General features: G+C 59.0%; 14 protein-coding genes. 8 read left to right on the top strand and 6 right to left on the bottom strand.

The genetic code is table 11. The annotated features are described in order from the left end of the window. Window positions 1-5: 5 nt before the first annotated feature. Window positions 6-389, bottom strand: a complete 384-nt coding sequence (ybjM, locus tag ABLV76_RS14190; protein ID WP_004201325.1) for an inner membrane protein YbjM — start codon at window positions 387-389, stop codon at window positions 6-8. A gap of 267 nt (window positions 390-656) precedes the next feature. On the opposite strand from ybjM, the gene ABLV76_RS14185 reads away from it, so the two are divergent. Continuing rightward, entirely contained in the window at window positions 657-2,342 is a 1,686-nt protein-coding gene (locus ABLV76_RS14185) for an aspartate:alanine antiporter (protein ID WP_004179131.1), read from the top strand. Between the two features lie 178 nt (window positions 2,343-2,520). Here ABLV76_RS14185 and ABLV76_RS14180 read toward each other — a convergent pair whose 3' ends face one another. Then, window positions 2,521-3,084 (bottom strand): TetR family transcriptional regulator, encoded by a 564-nt coding sequence (locus ABLV76_RS14180; protein ID WP_004201296.1) that lies wholly within the window; start codon window positions 3,082-3,084, stop codon window positions 2,521-2,523. Between the two features lie 82 nt (window positions 3,085-3,166). Between ABLV76_RS14180 and ABLV76_RS14175 the strand changes: the two genes are divergently transcribed. Both ABLV76_RS14175 and ABLV76_RS14170 read left to right on the top strand, forming a co-directional pair. Then, window positions 3,167-4,369, top strand: a complete 1,203-nt coding sequence (locus tag ABLV76_RS14175) for an MFS transporter (RefSeq protein WP_057214130.1) — start codon at window positions 3,167-3,169, stop codon at window positions 4,367-4,369. Further along, window positions 4,369-5,181 carry a Cof-type HAD-IIB family hydrolase gene (locus ABLV76_RS14170; protein WP_211773437.1) on the top strand — a complete coding sequence of 271 codons (813 nt, stop codon included), beginning with the start codon at window positions 4,369-4,371 and terminating at the stop codon, window positions 5,179-5,181. Before ABLV76_RS14175 ends, ABLV76_RS14170 begins: the two co-directional genes overlap by 1 nt. Window positions 5,182-5,219: 38 nt before the next feature. On the opposite strand, the gene kdeA is transcribed toward ABLV76_RS14170, so the two are convergent. Continuing rightward, window positions 5,220-6,452, bottom strand: coding sequence for a multidrug efflux MFS transporter KdeA (gene kdeA / locus ABLV76_RS14165; RefSeq protein WP_023320039.1), 1,233 nt, complete (start codon window positions 6,450-6,452; stop codon window positions 5,220-5,222). Window positions 6,453-6,778: 326 nt separating this feature from the next. Here kdeA and ybjG point away from each other — a divergent pair, with 326 nt between their 5' ends. Together ybjG and deoR are read left to right on the top strand one after the other, a co-directional pair. Continuing rightward, a complete protein-coding gene (ybjG, locus tag ABLV76_RS14160) occupies window positions 6,779-7,372 on the top strand; it encodes an undecaprenyl-diphosphate phosphatase (RefSeq protein ID WP_004201292.1) in 594 nt (197 codons plus the stop codon). Between the two features lie 102 nt (window positions 7,373-7,474). Further along, window positions 7,475-8,233, top strand: a complete 759-nt coding sequence (gene deoR / locus ABLV76_RS14155) for a DNA-binding transcriptional repressor DeoR (protein WP_348878363.1) — start codon at window positions 7,475-7,477, stop codon at window positions 8,231-8,233. Between the two features lie 39 nt (window positions 8,234-8,272). Here deoR and dacC read toward each other — a convergent pair whose 3' ends face one another. Next, the gene (gene dacC, locus ABLV76_RS14150) at window positions 8,273-9,475 is read right to left on the bottom strand and encodes a serine-type D-Ala-D-Ala carboxypeptidase (protein WP_004201290.1); all 1,203 of its coding nucleotides are present in this window, start codon (window positions 9,473-9,475) and stop codon (window positions 8,273-8,275) included. A 255-nt stretch (window positions 9,476-9,730) separates the two neighbouring features. On the opposite strand from dacC, the gene ABLV76_RS14145 reads away from it, so the two are divergent. After that, a complete protein-coding gene (locus ABLV76_RS14145) occupies window positions 9,731-10,357 on the top strand; it encodes a glutathione S-transferase family protein (protein WP_004201289.1) in 627 nt (208 codons plus the stop codon). 2 nt (window positions 10,358-10,359) lie between these two features. Here ABLV76_RS14145 and ABLV76_RS14140 read toward each other — a convergent pair whose 3' ends face one another. Both ABLV76_RS14140 and bssR read right to left on the bottom strand, forming a co-directional pair. Then, window positions 10,360-11,469, bottom strand: coding sequence for a PQQ-dependent sugar dehydrogenase (locus tag ABLV76_RS14140; protein WP_004201287.1), 1,110 nt, complete (start codon window positions 11,467-11,469; stop codon window positions 10,360-10,362). Between the two features lie 115 nt (window positions 11,470-11,584). Continuing rightward, window positions 11,585-11,968 carry a biofilm formation regulator BssR gene (bssR, locus tag ABLV76_RS14135; RefSeq protein ID WP_004201285.1) on the bottom strand — a complete coding sequence of 128 codons (384 nt, stop codon included), beginning with the start codon at window positions 11,966-11,968 and terminating at the stop codon, window positions 11,585-11,587. Between the two features lie 377 nt (window positions 11,969-12,345). On the opposite strand from bssR, the gene ABLV76_RS14130 reads away from it, so the two are divergent. Together ABLV76_RS14130 and rimO are read left to right on the top strand one after the other, a co-directional pair. Next, the gene (locus tag ABLV76_RS14130) at window positions 12,346-13,587 is read left to right on the top strand and encodes an oligosaccharide MFS transporter (protein WP_049116963.1); all 1,242 of its coding nucleotides are present in this window, start codon (window positions 12,346-12,348) and stop codon (window positions 13,585-13,587) included. A gap of 235 nt (window positions 13,588-13,822) precedes the next feature. Continuing rightward, window positions 13,823-15,148 carry a 30S ribosomal protein S12 methylthiotransferase RimO gene (rimO, locus tag ABLV76_RS14125; RefSeq protein WP_048294427.1) on the top strand — a complete coding sequence of 442 codons (1,326 nt, stop codon included), beginning with the start codon at window positions 13,823-13,825 and terminating at the stop codon, window positions 15,146-15,148. The last annotated feature ends 418 nt before the right edge of the window (window positions 15,149-15,566 follow it).

Raw genomic sequence — 15,566 nt, 5'->3', positions numbered from 1 at the left:
TAAATTTATTTGCTCGATGAATGACTGCGCCAGGTATCAAGCCAGGCGCAGATAAACAAAAAGCACAACGCCCCCAGCGCACACCAGAACACCGCGCTCAGTACCCACGCCATCTCCTGCCAGAACGTCCGGTGCGTGACGAAAAACAGCCGCATCGTCACCATACAGACCGGCGCCGCCAGCATCGCGCCGAGCAAAGGACGCAGCACCCGCCGACCGGGAGAGAGACAGCTCGCCGCCGCTCCTGGCAGCAAAAAGAAGAGCAGGCCCAGCTCCGGGTTGCCGCTGGCGCGAAAGGCCCCTTTCATATGTAACAACAACGATAAGCACACCACAATGAACAGAACGAAGCCACAGATAATGCCGGCCCAACTACGCTCAGATTTCACCGTATCCTCCTGATGTTGCCTCTAACTCACGTCCACGTCGCCCAGTCAGATAAAGCATTTCGGCAATCCATGCCAATAACTCCCCTGCCAGCCTGAAAACGATTGTCACTAGCCGCCGCATCCAGGAAGGATTAAACTAGCGGGTATATTTTTGCTGGTTATAACAGGGTGCCAGAATAGGTTCGCGACAACGCGAACGCCTGAGCAACCTTAGACCAAATAACCATTTCCTTCAACAACTTACTAGTAAACGAGAAGTTGGCTTTCGTGAATATAAACGTCGCAGATTTGTTAAACGGGAATTACATCCTGTTATTATTCGTTGTACTTGCATTAGGACTATGCCTGGGAAAACTGCGTCTCGGCTCAGTACAACTTGGTAATTCCATTGGCGTTTTAGTCGTTTCTCTATTATTAGGTCAGCAGCATTTCGCGATTAACACCGATGCCCTTAATCTCGGCTTTATGCTGTTTATTTTTTGCGTCGGCGTGGAAGCCGGTCCTAACTTTTTTTCGATTTTTTTCCGTGACGGGAAAAACTATCTGATGCTGGCGCTGGTGATGGTCGGCAGCGCGATGCTGATCGCCATGGTGTTGGGTAAAGTGTTCGGCTGGGATATCGGGCTCACCGCCGGTATGCTGGCGGGGGCGATGACCTCCACCCCGGTGCTGGTGGGCGCGGGTGACACTCTGCGCCATTTCGGCCTGCCCAGCGATCAGCTGGCGCAGTCGCTTGACCATCTGAGCCTCGGCTATGCCCTGACCTACCTGGTTGGTCTGGTGAGCCTCATCGTCGGCGCCCGCTATATGCCCAAGCTGCAGCATCAGGATCTGCAGACCAGCGCCCAGCAAATCGCCCGCGAGCGCGGCCTCGATACCGATTCCAAACGTAAAGTTTACCTGCCGGTGATCCGCGCCTATCGCGTCGGCCCGGAGCTGGTGGCGTGGGCGGATGGCAAAAATCTGCGCGAGCTGGGCATTTATCGCCAGACCGGCTGCTATATCGAACGCATCCGCCGCAACGGCATTCTGGCCAACCCGGACGGCGACGCGGTGCTGCAGATGGGCGACGATATTGCGCTGGTGGGCTACCCGGACGCGCACGCTCGCCTCGACCCGAGCTTCCGCAACGGTAAAGAGGTGTTCGACCGCGATCTGCTCGACATGCGCATCGTCACCGAAGAGATTGTGGTCAAAAACCACAACGCCGTCGGCCGCCGCCTGGCGCAGCTCAAGCTCACCGACCACGGCTGCTTCCTGAACCGGGTTATTCGCAGCCAGATCGAGATGCCTATCGACGACAACGTGGTGCTGAACAAAGGCGACGTGCTGCAGGTCAGCGGCGACGCCCGCCGCGTGAAGACCGTTGCCGATCGCATCGGCTTTATCTCCATTCACAGCCAGGTGACCGACCTGCTGGCCTTCTGCGCCTTCTTTATCGTCGGCCTGATGATCGGCATGATCACCTTCCAGTTCAGCTCCTTCAGCTTCGGCATCGGCAACGCCGCCGGCCTGCTGTTCGCCGGCATCATGCTTGGCTTCCTGCGCGCCAACCACCCAACCTTCGGCTATATCCCGCAGGGGGCGCTGAACATGGTGAAAGAGTTTGGCCTGATGGTGTTTATGGCCGGGGTCGGGCTCAGCGCCGGGGCCGGGATCAATAACGGGCTGGGCGCCGTCGGCGGCCAGATGCTGGCGGCAGGGCTTATCGTCAGCCTGGTGCCGGTGGTGATCTGCTTCCTGTTTGGCGCCTATGTGCTGCGCATGAACCGGGCGATGCTGTTCGGCGCCATGATGGGGGCGCGCACCTGCGCCCCGGCGATGGAGATCATTAGCGATACCGCGCGCAGCAACATTCCGGCGCTCGGCTATGCGGGCACCTACGCCATCGCCAACGTGCTGCTCACCCTCGCCGGGACGCTCATCGTGATCATCTGGCCGGGGCTACAATAAATTTTTTGCGAAAAAAGCCGCCACAGGCAGAACTTTTTCTCAGGGCATCAGTCATAAGTAATGCCACTGCTTTTCTTTGATGTCCCCATTTTGTGGAGCCCATCAACCCCGCCACTTCGGTTCAAGGTTGATGGGTTTTTTGTTGCCTGCGTTTAGCCATTCCGGGTGAAACACCGCCTCAGCTCCCCTCTTCCTGCGCCCTCTCCCCCGCCAGCTGCCCGACCATCATGCGGATCGCCGCCTTCGACAGCGGCGCGCGGTCGGTGACAAAGTGCAGGGTCATCCCTTCAATAAAGGCGTCGAGGCCGCGGGCGGTGTCAGGGGCAAACCACTGCTCCAGCGTCTGCTGGCTGCGCCGCATCCAGTTCTGCATCACCGCCTTCAGCGCTGGCTGGCTGCTACAGAACGCGTACAGCTGGTACATTAGCTCCATATTGCGCGCCGTGGTCACCTGGGCGCTGAAGATCAGCTCCGCGATGGCATCGCAGGCTTGTTGCCGGTTCGCTACCCCGGCGAAGCTTTGCTGATACTGCGCCGACATCTCGGCGGTAAACAGGCTGAACGCCTCCTCGATCAGCGCCTCGATGCCGCTGAAATAGTAGGTCAGCGACCCCAGCGGCACATTCGCGCAGGTGGCGATTTTACGGTGCGTCACCGCATGGACGCCGTGCGCCGCGATGGTGTCCAGCGTCGCCTGCAGGATGCGCTCGCGGCGCTGCGGATCGTTCGGTCTACGGGCCATGATTTTCCTCTTCCGGTTTATGTACAAATGTACACATGCTTGCTACTGTTGTCTTCACTCTTCTCCTTTAAGGCGTTTACGGATGACGACGCAATCTTCGCGCAGAGCGCTCCAGCTTCGACTGTGGGCGCTGTTTATGTTCTTTTTCATCCCCGGCTTGTTAATGGCCTCCTGGGCCACCCGCACGCCGGCGATCCGCGATCTGCTGGCGCTTTCTACCGCAGAGATGGGCGTCGTGCTGTTTGGCCTGTCGGTGGGGTCGATGAGCGGTATTCTCTGCTCGGCGTGGCTGGTGAAGCGCTTTGGCACCCGCAAGGTCATCCGCACCACCATGTCCTTCGCCGTACTCGGCATGCTGGTGCTCAGCCTGGCGCTGTGGCTTGCCTCCGCCCCGCTGTTCGCCTTCGGTCTGGCCATCTTTGGCGCCAGCTTTGGCTCGGCAGAGGTCGCCATTAACGTCGAAGGCGCGGCGGTTGAGCGGGAGATGAATAAAACGGTGCTGCCGATGATGCACGGCTTCTACAGCTTTGGCACCCTGTTCGGCGCCGGGGTGGGCATGGCGGTGACCGGGTTCGGCCTTCCCGCCGCCCCGCATATCCTGGCGGCCGCGCTGGTGGCCATCCTGCCCATCGCCATTGCTATCCGTGCCATTCCGGAGGGTACCGGTAAAAATGCCGCCGAAGCCGCCCACGGCGAGGCGAAAGGTCTGCCGGTATGGCGCGATGCGCAGCTGCTGCTTATCGGGGTCATCGTCCTGGCGATGGCCTTCGCCGAAGGCTCAGCCAATGACTGGCTGCCGCTGCTGATGGTGGACGGCCACGGCTTTAGCCCCACCTCCGGCTCGCTGATCTATGCCGGCTTCACCCTCGGCATGACGCTGGGCCGCTTTACCGGCGGCTGGTTTATCGATCGCTACAGCCGGGTGACGGTGGTTCGCGGCAGCGCGGTGATGGGCGCTATGGGCATTGGCCTGATTATCTTCGTCGACAACCCCTGGGTGGCGGGCATTTCGGTGCTGCTGTGGGGCATTGGCGCCTCGCTCGGCTTCCCGTTGACCATCTCCGCCGCCAGCGATACCGGTCCGGATGCCCCTAAGCGCGTCAGCGTGGTGGCGATTACCGGGTATCTTGCTTTCCTCGTCGGGCCGCCGCTGCTGGGCTTCCTCGGCGAGCATTTCGGCCTGCGCAGCGCCATGATGGTGGTGCTGGGCCTGGTGATGGTGGCGGCGCTGGTCGCCCGCGCGGTGGCTAAGCCACAGTCTGAACCCGTTATGGAGAACAGCTAATGAGCATCAAACTGATTGCGGTGGATATGGACGGCACCTTTTTAAGCGATGCCAAAACTTACAACCGGCCGCGCTTCCTCGCCCAGTATCAGCGAATGCGCGAGCAAAACATTCGCTTCGTGGTCGCCAGCGGCAACCAGTACTACCAGCTGATCTCCTTCTTCCCGGAGATCGCCCACCAGATCGCCTTCGTGGCGGAAAACGGCGGCTGGGTGGTGAGCGACAATGAAGACGTCTTCAACTGCCAGCTGCCGGTTCACCATTTCAACGCCGTGGTCGACCATCTGCAGACGCTGCCGAATATCGAAATCATCGCCTGCGGGAAGCGCAGCGCCTACACCCTCAACCGCTACAACGACGCGCTGAAGAGGGTGGCGGCGAAGTATTATCACCGCCTTGAACTGGTGGATGATTTTAACCATCTCGATGACACCATCCTCAAATTTGGTCTCAACGTGCCGGACCGCCTGATCCCGGAAATTCAGCCGAAGCTGCACGCGGCGCTGGGGGACATGGTGACAGCGGTAGCCACCGGCTACGGTAGCATCGACTTAATTATCCCGGGGGTGCACAAAGCCAACGGCCTGCGTATTTTGCAACAGCGCTGGGGTATTGAAGATCACGAGGTGGTGGCGTTCGGCGACAGCGGCAACGATATCGAAATGCTGCAGCACGCCGGATTTGGCTTCGCCATGGCCAACGCCCGGGAAGACGTCAAAGCCGTCGCCCGCTATCACGCGCCGCACAATAACGAAGAGGGTGTTCTGCAGATTATCGATAAGGTATTGGATCGCGAAGCGCCATTCGCCTGATAAGACCCGGATGCGAGCGCATCCGGGTTTTCAACCGGTTATCCCTGCTGCGAATTGCCGACGCTTTTATCTTTCAGGAAGTAGATCATCAGCCCCAGCCACAGTACCCCGCCCAACAGGTTAAACAGGCTGAACAGCCCGTTGCCGCCGAGCTCGTAAGCATGTTTGCTGAGCTCGATGCCGACGGTGAAGATCAGCATCTGCAGCATCCCCATCGCCGCCGAAACCGTGCCTTTGCTCATTTCGCTGGCGAACAGGGTTAAGCGCACCAGGCCGGCGTTCGCCAGGCCAATCCCGAAGGCGTAGAAGCTCAGACCGGCGGTCATCCACAGATACGCGTGGGAAGAGACCACCGTCGCCGCCGCGGAGAGGAGCAGGCCAAACAAGATAGGCCAGCCGCCCATGATAATCAGCGAGCGCACGGTACGGCGCGAAGTCAGGCGCGCCAGCACCAGGTTGCCGGCAATCAGCGCGCCGAAAATCGGCACCTGCAGCATGCCATACTCATAGCTTGTCGCCTGTTCGCCGCTGATAATAATCACCGGCGACTGGGCGATCCACGCCAGCAGCGGCAGGCTGACAAAGCCGGTAGCCAGCGCGCCGGCGACGAAGCGCAGGTTCTTCAGCACCAGCCGATAGTCGCGGCCCAGCTCTTTGACCGACAGCTTTTCACCCAGTCGCGTCGCGGTTTCCGGCATCGCCCGCTGCAGGCCGACAAACGAGATAGCCGCCAGCACGGCGAACAGCACGAACATCATCTCCCACGGCAGGATATGCACCCAGGCGGCGCCCACCAGCGGCCCCAGCAGCGGGGCAATCAGCGCCACGTTGGCCATCAGGGCGGTGATTTTAATACACACCGCCTCCTCAAAGGACTCCTGGATCGCCGCGTAGCCGACCGCGCCGATAAAACACAGGCTGATCCCCTGCAGGAAGCGCAGCAGGGTGAACTGTTCAATGGTCTGCGCCAGCAACGTCGCCAGGCAGGTTACGATAAACCACACCACCCCGGTCAACATCACCGGACGGCGGCCAATACGGTCCGACAGCGGCCCCAGCAGCCACTGTAGAAACATGCCGCCGGCCAGATAAGCGGTCATCGAGGTGGGTACCCACTCGTTGCCCACCTGAAACTCCTGAACCACGGCCAGCATACCCGGCTGGATCATATCGTTGCCGATATAGGTGGAAAACTCGTACAGCACCAGACATAGCGGGAACAGCAGCGCCTGCCTTCCGAGGCGGCGACCTGAAAGCGAATAATTTTGCATGAAATCTCTTATCTATCAAAAATCGCGCAAAGTGTAATGAAACTCCCGGCGCGGAGATAGTGAATTGTGGGTGACACCGCACAATATTGCGAGTTTCGCGCCAGCGTCAGGGCTCGCCTTAGCAATTCACTCTGCGTATATATTCCGTTTATGTTTCAGCCATGTGACAAAGGATATACTGACGCTTTTCAGGGAGTTAGCGCCGCACCTCAGAAGGCGACATTTCTTAACAACCTGATATTTAAGACAATACTGCTTTATCTCCGCACCGCTTTTATTTAGGGTAAGCGGCTTATTTGCTATCGGACCAACGAGCCTGGAAGTCTATGCTGGAAAATATTAACTACGCGCTGTTCGCCCTGCTCAACGCGACCCCGGCCTCGCCGCAGTGGGCCATTGAGGTGGCGATTTTCATCGCTAAAGATCTAATTCTGATCGTGCCCCTGCTGGTGGTGACCTTGTGGCTGTGGGGGCCTGCCCAGCGGCAGATGGTGTTTAAGCTGATGCTGGCGCTGAGCATCAGCCTGACCGTCTCATGGGCGATCGGCCACCTCTATCCGCACGATCGGCCGTTTGTCGCTGGCGTGGGCTATAACTTCCTGCACCACGCGGCGGACGATTCCTTCCCCAGCGACCACGGCACCGTCAGCTTTACCTTTGCCCTGGCCTTCCTGTTCTGGCACCGCGTCTGGTCCGGCGCCCTGCTGATGGCCCTTGCCGCCGCCATCGCGTGGTCCCGCGTCTATCTCGGCGTCCACTGGCCGCTGGACATGGTCGGCGGCCTGCTGGCCGGGATGTGCGGCTGCCTTGGCGCGGCGCTAATCTGGCATACTGTCGGCTCGGCGCTGTACCGTCAGCTGCAGCGCCTCTATCGCCTCTGCTTCTCCCTGCCGATCCGCAAAGGCTGGGTGCGCGGCTAAAGGCCGACCGTCGCGGCGGCGACCGCGTGACTAACCCGCAAGCGACAGGTAAAATCCCGCTAACGCCCTGCCTCCGCAGGGCAATTTTAGCGCAGAGGGAATATGGAAACTCGCCGTGACGAACGCATCAGTCAGCTCATTCAGGCACTCAAGCGCAGCGATAAGCTGCATCTGAAAGAAGCGGCCTCCCTGCTCGGGGTGTCGGAAATGACCATTCGTCGCGACCTCAACGGCCACAGCGGTCCGGTCGTGCTGCTCGGCGGATACATTGTGCTGGAGCCGCGCAGCGCCACCCATTACCTGCTCAGCGACCAAAAAACCCGGCTGGTCGAGGAAAAACGCCGCGCCGCCCGCCATGCGGCCGCGCTGCTGGAGGCCCATCAGATGGCCTTCTTCGACTGCGGAACCACCACCCCGTGGATCATCGACGCCATTGACGACGCCCTGCCCTTCACTGGCGTCTGCTACTCCCTGAACACCTTTCTGGCCCTGCAGGAAAAGCCCCAGTGCCGCGCGGTCCTGTGCGGTGGGGAATTTCATGCCAGCAACGCGATTTTTATGCCGCTGAGCCTTGAGGATACCCTCAGCCATCTGAGCCCTGACATCGCCTTTTACTCGGCGGCGGGCATTGACTGCGAGCAAGGGGCAACCTGCTATAACCTGGAGGAACTGCCGGTCAAGCACTGGGCGATGCGACACGCGCGCTACCACGTGCTGGTGGTAGACCACAGCAAGTTTGGCAAAGTGCGTCCGGCGCGCATGGGGGCGTTAGCGAAGTTTGATGTGATCGCCAGCGACATCTGCCCGGATGGCGAGCTGGTCGCGCTGGCGAAGGCGCAGCAGATTTCGCTGCTGTACTGAACATGAACGGACCGCGCCCCGCCGGGCGCGGTCATGACATCAGGAGAACCAGCTGCCGAACCAGCCGTGCAATTTCATCAGTACGAAGTCGATCATTCGGCTGAAGAAGCCGCCCTCTTTCACCGGCTCCATGACGATCAGCGGGCGCTGCTCGATGGTTTTATCATTCAGCTTAAAGTCGATAGTCCCGACCACCTGCCCCTTCTCCAGCGGCGCGGTAAGCTGCGGCTGGTTTAAGGTGTAGCTGGCTTTCAGGTTTTTCAGCTGCCCCTTCGGCAGGGTGATAGAGCCCGCTTCGCCAGCCCCCAGTTTCGCTTCGCTGCTGTCGCCAAACCACACGCGCTGAGTGACGAAGGTGGCATCCGGTTTAATCGGCGTCACGGTTTCATAGAAGCGGAAGCCCCAGGTCAGCAGTTTTTCTGACTCGTTAAAACGAATGCGGTCGGTTTTGGTCCCCAGCACCACGGCAATCAGACGCATATCGCCCTGCGTGGCCGAAGAAACCAGGTTATAGCCGGCCCCGGCGGTGGTCCCGGTTTTCACGCCATCGGCGTTGAGGTTGGTGCTCCACAGCAGACGGTTACGGTTTGGCTGACGAATTTTATTAAAGGTGAACTCTTTCTCTTTATGTACCGCGTACTCTTCCGGTACATCGTGGATCATCGCTTTGGTCAACAACGCCATATCGCGAGCGGTACTGAACTGCCCCGGCGCATCAAGGCCGTGAACGGTCATAAAGGTGGTGTTGGTCAGCCCCATTTTTTTGGCGTAGCCGTTCATCAGGCTGACGAAAGCGTCCTGGCTGCCCGCCACGTAGTCCGCAATGGCAATGCTGGCGTCGTTACCGGACTGAATGATGACCCCTTTGTTCAGATCTTCCACGGAAACCTGCATGCCGGGCTTGAGGAACATCACCGATGAGCCGCGCAGCGCCGGGTTGCCGGTCGCCCAGGCATCGCGCCCGACGGTCACCATATCGGTCAGTTTAATTTTTCCCGCTTTTATCGCCTGCCCCACCACGTAGCTGGTCATGATCTTCGTCAGACTGGCCGGGTCGAGTTTTTCATCGGCATTGCCTTCGCTTAGCACCTTCCCGCTGGCGTAGTCCATCAGGATCCAGGCGCGAGCGTCAATCGAAGGGGCGTCGGGGAGTTGTTCTGCAGCCTGCACCGCAGGTGCGACAAGAAATAACAGCGCGCAACCTGCCGCGAGGCCGCGAAGGGAAAAAGCGTCATGCATCATAAGAGCCACCCAAGTATCCTTTCCAAACAAAATATGCCGCGCCACTCTGACCGCGCCGCAGCAACCGGTGAGTAAAGCGTACAAATGACCTTAAAGAAACAGCGAGTTGGTAAAGTTTTTAAAGTTTACGCAATAACATGCCGCCGTGCTTTAATCAGAACAATTTTTTTGATCGTGATTGCCTAAATATTAACTTTATCCCAACATGATCGCCGATCGCGCTGCAACGGCAGTGAAACAAACTCAGGAGCGAAAATGATTACACTGTGGGGACGTAATAATTCGACCAACGTGAAGAAAGTGCGCTGGGTGCTGGAGGAGCTGGATCTGCCGTATGAGCAGATCCTCGCCGGGCTGGAGTTTGGTCTCAATCATGACCCGGAATATCTGGCGATGAACCCCAACGGGCTGGTGCCGCTGTTAAAGGACGATGCCACCGGGGTGGTGTTGTGGGAATCAAATACGATTATTCGCTACCTTGCCGCCCAGTATGGCGTTGACCGTCTGTGGCTGGCCGCGCCGGCGCAGCGCGCGCAAGGCGAAAAGTGGATGGACTGGTCCAACGGCACCCTCTCTCCCGCTCATCGCCCGGTGTTAATGGGCCTGGTGAGGACGCCGCCGGAGCAACGCGACCCGGCGGCCATAGCCGCGGGGATCAGCGCCTGCGAAACGCTGTTCGCCATGCTGGATGACGAACTGGCCAAAATGCCGTGGCTCTCTGGCGAGCAGTTCGGCCTTGGCGATATTGCCGTCGCCCCCTTCGTCTACAACCTGTTGTCGATCCTCGACAGCTGGCAACCGCGGCCCCATCTGCAGCGCTGGTATCAGCAGATTAGCCAGCGTCCCGCCTGGCGCGAAGTGGTGCAGATCCCGGTCACCTGACGCTACTTCTCCGGACTCAGCCGCAATAGCTCGCCGTTAGACTCGTCGGTTAACACATACAGATAGCCGTCGGGTCCCACGCGAACGTCGCGGATGCGTTTCCCGCGCGCCTCCAGCAGGCGCCCCTCCTCGCGGACCTGGTTGCCGTCCACCGCCAGAACAATCAGCGACGTCTCCTTCAGCGCGCCGATAAACAGCTTATGTTGCCACTGGGGAAAGGTCTGCGCCGCGTAGAAGGCCATCCCGCTTACCCCGGGCGAGACCGGCCAGACATACAGGGGAGGCTCGGTTCCCGGAACCGTTTTGCCCCTGGCCTCCGGAATGGGTAGGCCGCTGTAGTTAATGCCGTGCGTCGCCAGCGGCCAGCCGTAGTTTTTTCCCGCCTGCGGGATATTAATTTCATCCCCGCCGCGCGGGCCGTGCTCGTTCAGCCACAGCGCCCCGCTCCACGGATTTATCGCCATCCCCTGTGGGTTGCGGATGCCGTAGGCCCAGATTTCCGGCCTCACGTCGGCCCGGCCAACAAAGGGATTATCCGGCGGCACACCCCCGTTCTCCGTCAGGCGGACCACTTTTCCCTGCAGCTTGTCGAGATCCTGAGCGGTGGGACGCTGATTGTTCTCCCCGAGGCCAATAAAGAGATGCCCTTTGCCGTCAAACACCAGCCGGCCGCCAAAATGATTGCCGACGGAGAGTTTCGGCTGCTGGCGAAACACCACGGTGAAATTCGTCAGTTGAGTGGCATCCTGGCTCAACTGCCCGTAGCCCACCGCGGTGCCCGCTTTGCCGCTGGCGTCGCTTTCCGCATAGCTTAGCCACACCCGCCGCGACTGCGCGAAATCCGGGGCCAGCGCCACGTCCAGTAAGCCCCCCTGGCCGTTGGCCCACACCTGCGGCACGCCGGCTATCGGCGCCGACAGGCCTTTACCCGGCTGCCAGCGCTTGAGCTCGCCGCCACGCAGGGTAATCAACATGCCCTGGTCGCCGGGGAGAAATGCCAGGCTCCACGGATGGGCCAGCCGGTTCTGCAATACCTCCACCCGCGCCGCGGCCTGGCTCAGGGCCGGCAACGACAGGGCGCTCAATAGCAACAGCAGCGGGATCGGACGCATGGCATTCTCCTTTCGTCAGCTCTGCGCTAAAGGGTAGCCAGCGGGGAAATTTGCGCGGGGATTTTTACATAACCTTTAACAGGGGAAGCATCCACTTCCCCTGGGTTTCAGCCGATCAGGCATGAGGAATTGGCGACAATTTATTCAATTTATGAATATTTGAAGTCAATCCTGTCAGACAGCGTTCTAGCTTCTCTACGTTAACAGCGATGTACAGCGGACAATCATGATGCCCGCTCATCAGGCATACTGCAGCGGCGGCGACGGACTCGCCGGCCAAACGAAGGGCATCCTTTTCCTCCGGTGAAATGACATGCTGCAGGCGCGGCGCCTGGGCACGCATTTCACGGCAAAGCTCAAACAAGTTTTCACGCAGATGGTCATTTTCGCTGACTGACATGTAGCCTTTGGCCTTCCGCAGCTGCAGATAGGCGTCAATATCGATATTGGCGTTAATGAGCTTCTGCAAAAGGTGGCGGTATAGTCTGTCAACGGTCATCACGGTTCCTCCTCTGTCGTCCTTTACCCTATCCATAATACGGTTATTTTTTGTACAAAATGATGCGCCAGGTCAATTATTCCCAAGACTTTAACACCCTTTACAATTTGACAACCTTGCCGCTTTGTCAGGTCTACAACAAAAATAATGTCACACGATCACATTTAATTTCACGAAGAAACAAAATCGCCATAATCGCCATTAAGTGGCCAAAATAGTGCTGCAATGATCACATTATAACGCAGACGCTATTGCACGATCGTCAGACAGAATGCCATAACAAATCATTAATGTAATACGTATAACATTTAATAAAAACAGCGACCGCGGCCGCGGTTCGCTGATAATCTCTCTGCCCGTTTGCAAGGAACTGAACCATGACGCCCGGTAAAAGAAACTACCTTCTGTTGAGTCTTTTCGATTTCCTCTACCTGTTCGCCTGGTCGTCGACCATGGCTTTCTTTGTCATTTGGACCACCCAGCATCTTGGCATCAGCGCCACGAAGACCGGCCTGCTCTACTCGGTCAACGCCTTTATCGCCCTGCTGATGCAGCCTTTCTTCGGCTTTATCTCCGACAAGTTCGGCCTGAAAAAACGGCTTATCTGGCTGCTGGTCGCCCTGCTCCTGCCGGTGGGCCCCTTCTTTATCTATGTTTACGCGCCGCTGCTGGTGCACAATTTCTGGTTCGGCGCGCTGCTGGGGGGGATCTATCTGGGGATCATCTTTAACTCCGGCTGCGGGGTGATCGACTCTTACATCGATAAGATTTCCCGTCGCTACCAGTTCGAATACGGTCGGGTGCGGATGTGGGGCTCGTTAGGCTGGGCAGCGGCGGCCTGGATTGTGGGTAAATATATCGACAGCAATCCTAATCTGGCCTTCTGGCTCGCCAGCCTCGCCATCGTCATCGCCGCCATCTGCTTTATGCTGACCAAAATTGAATTAACCGACGCCGATGTAGCGCGAAGCGAATCGCTGAAGGTCTCCCATGCCCTCGAGCTGGCGAAGAATGGTCAGTTCTGGATGCTGCTGCTCTTTACCCTGTTCGTCACGCAGATTTATGACACCTACGATCAGCAGTTTGCCCAGTACTTTTCGCAACAGTTCCCGACGCCGGAGGAAGGCAACCGCTGGTATGGGATCCTCGCCTCCATTCAGGTGTGCGGCGAAACGCTGTTCTTATGCCTGATGCCGTGGTTTGTTAACCGGACCGGCGCCAAGTGGGCGCTGATCATTGCCGGGCTGATCATGTCGGTACGTATTGTTGGTTCGGCGGTGCCTCTTGGCCCGGTGTGGATTGGCGCAGTAAAAATGATGCATGCCCTGGAGAAACCGTTAATTCTGGTGTCGGTCTTTAAATTCATCGCCGCCAACTTCGACCACAAGCTCTCTTCGACAGTCTATTTACTGGTGCTGTTTGTCGCCTCGATCGCCACCGCCATTTACTCCCCGCTGGCTGGCTATCTGTACGATACTATTGGCTTCGCCGACACCTATCTGATCCTCGGCGGCATCGCCGGGCTCTTTACTTTGATCTCTGTCTTCACGCTGCAGGATAAGCGCGAGCCGAAAAAGCCCGGCGCCGCCCCCTCCGGAGCCGTCACCCCGGCGCAATAAGTCTCTGCCCGGCAGCAACGCCGGGCGTGAATCGCCGCTTGCGCGCACGGCTTGCCGGAAGCGTTTCCCGCCCCTCTGCTCCGGGGCGTGCGGGATCCGCTTTAGCGGCAGGGGCATGAAAGGCAGGGCTGGGTGCGCTTTTTCACCATTAACCGTGACGGAGCTATACTCTTTTTCGCAAAGATCTGTAGAATTCCTGCCCTGACCATTCCAATAATTGAACACTTTTTAAGCTATGAGCAATGTCACGCACCAGCCGAAAATCGGCTTCGTCTCCCTGGGCTGCCCGAAAAACCTCGTGGACTCAGAGCGTATCCTGACCGAACTGCGTACCGAAGGTTATGACGTCGTTCCTACCTACGACAACGCCGATATGGTGATCGTTAATACCTGCGGCTTTATCGACAGCGCTGTGCAGGAATCGCTGGAAGCGATCGGCGAAGCGTTGAAAGAGAACGGCAAAGTGATCGTCACCGGCTGTCTCGGCGCAAAAGAGGATCAGATCCGTGAAGTGCACCCGAAGGTGCTGGAGATCACCGGTCCGCACAGCTATGAGCAGGTGCTGGAGCACGTCCACCACTATACGCCAAAGCCGAAGCACAACCCGTTCCTGAGCCTGGTGCCGGAACAGGGCGTTAAGCTGACGCCGCGCCACTACGCCTACTTAAAAATTTCTGAAGGCTGCAACCATCGCTGCACCTTCTGCATTATTCCGTCCATGCGCGGCGACCTGGTGAGCCGTCCGATTGGCGAAGTGCTGGCGGAAGCCAAACGCCTCGCTGACGCTGGCGTGAAAGAGCTGCTGGTGATTTCGCAGGACACCTCCGCCTACGGCGTCGACGTCAAGCACCGCACCGGTTTCCACAACGGTATGCCGGTGAAGACCAGCATGGTCAGCCTGTGCGAAGAGCTGGCGAAGCTCGGCATCTGGGTGCGCCTGCACTATGTCTACCCGTACCCGCACGTTGACGATGTGATCCCGCTGATGGCAGAAGGCAAAATTCTGCCGTACCTCGATATTCCGCTGCAGCACGCCAGCCCGCGCATCCTGAAGCTGATGAAGCGTCCAGGTTCCGCGGACCGTCAGCTGGCGCGCATCAAGCAGTGGCGTGAAATCTGCCCGGATCTGACCCTGCGCTCCACCTTTATCGTGGGCTTCCCGGGGGAAACGGAAGAAGATTTCCAGATGCTGCTCGACTTCCTGAAAGAGGCGCGTCTCGACCGCGTCGGCTGCTTCAAGTACAGCCCGGTTGAAGGCGCCACCGCCAATGAGCTGGCGGATCAGGTGCCGGAAGAGGTGAAAGAGGAGCGCTGGAACCGCTTTATGCAGCTGCAGCAGCAGATCTCTGCCGAGCGTCTGCAGGAAAAAGTGGGTCGCGAAATCCTGGTGCTGGTGGATGAAGTTGATGAAGAAGGCGCCATTGGCCGCAGCATGGCCGACGCCCCGGAAATCGACGGCGCGGTCTACCTGAACGGCGAAACCGGCGTTAAGCCGGGTGACGTGGTGCGGGTGAAAGTCGAGCACGCCGACGAATACGACCTGTGGGGAACCCGGGTCTAGTCCAGCTTCCCGGATAGCGGCTTAGTGCATTCCCAGCCTACGGGGTCCTCCCGTAGGCTCCCCCCCCAGGCCCGCGCAAGCGCAGCGCTGCCGGGCAAGCGTTGATGACCTTCCAGGCAACCCTGTTGCGCCGTTATTTTGCCGGGTGGCGCTACGCTTACCCGGCCTACGGGGTCCAGTCCCAATATGTGAATCGCCGCCGGACATGGGGCCGCTGAAACTGCCGGTGCTGGCGGCCTCAACATCGCTGAGACGTTCCCGGAAGGCCGGGGCAGCCCGCATGGATGCGGGCTGAGGGCCGTGTTTTGCAGGGACGCTGCCTCGGCCCGACCCGAAGCCTGCAGGGATAAGTCGAAGGCACCACGCAGTGGCGATGTTGCTGGCCGGAGCCCGGGGGTACAGGGGGCGGCGGCGACTG

It is taken from the genome of Klebsiella sp. GB_Kp047, from assembly GCF_040065235.1.
Lineage (GTDB): Bacteria > Pseudomonadota > Gammaproteobacteria > Enterobacterales > Enterobacteriaceae > Klebsiella > Klebsiella quasipneumoniae.
Note: the sequence above shows the minus strand (reverse complement) of the source record. Positions and strands in the feature narration are given on the sequence as shown.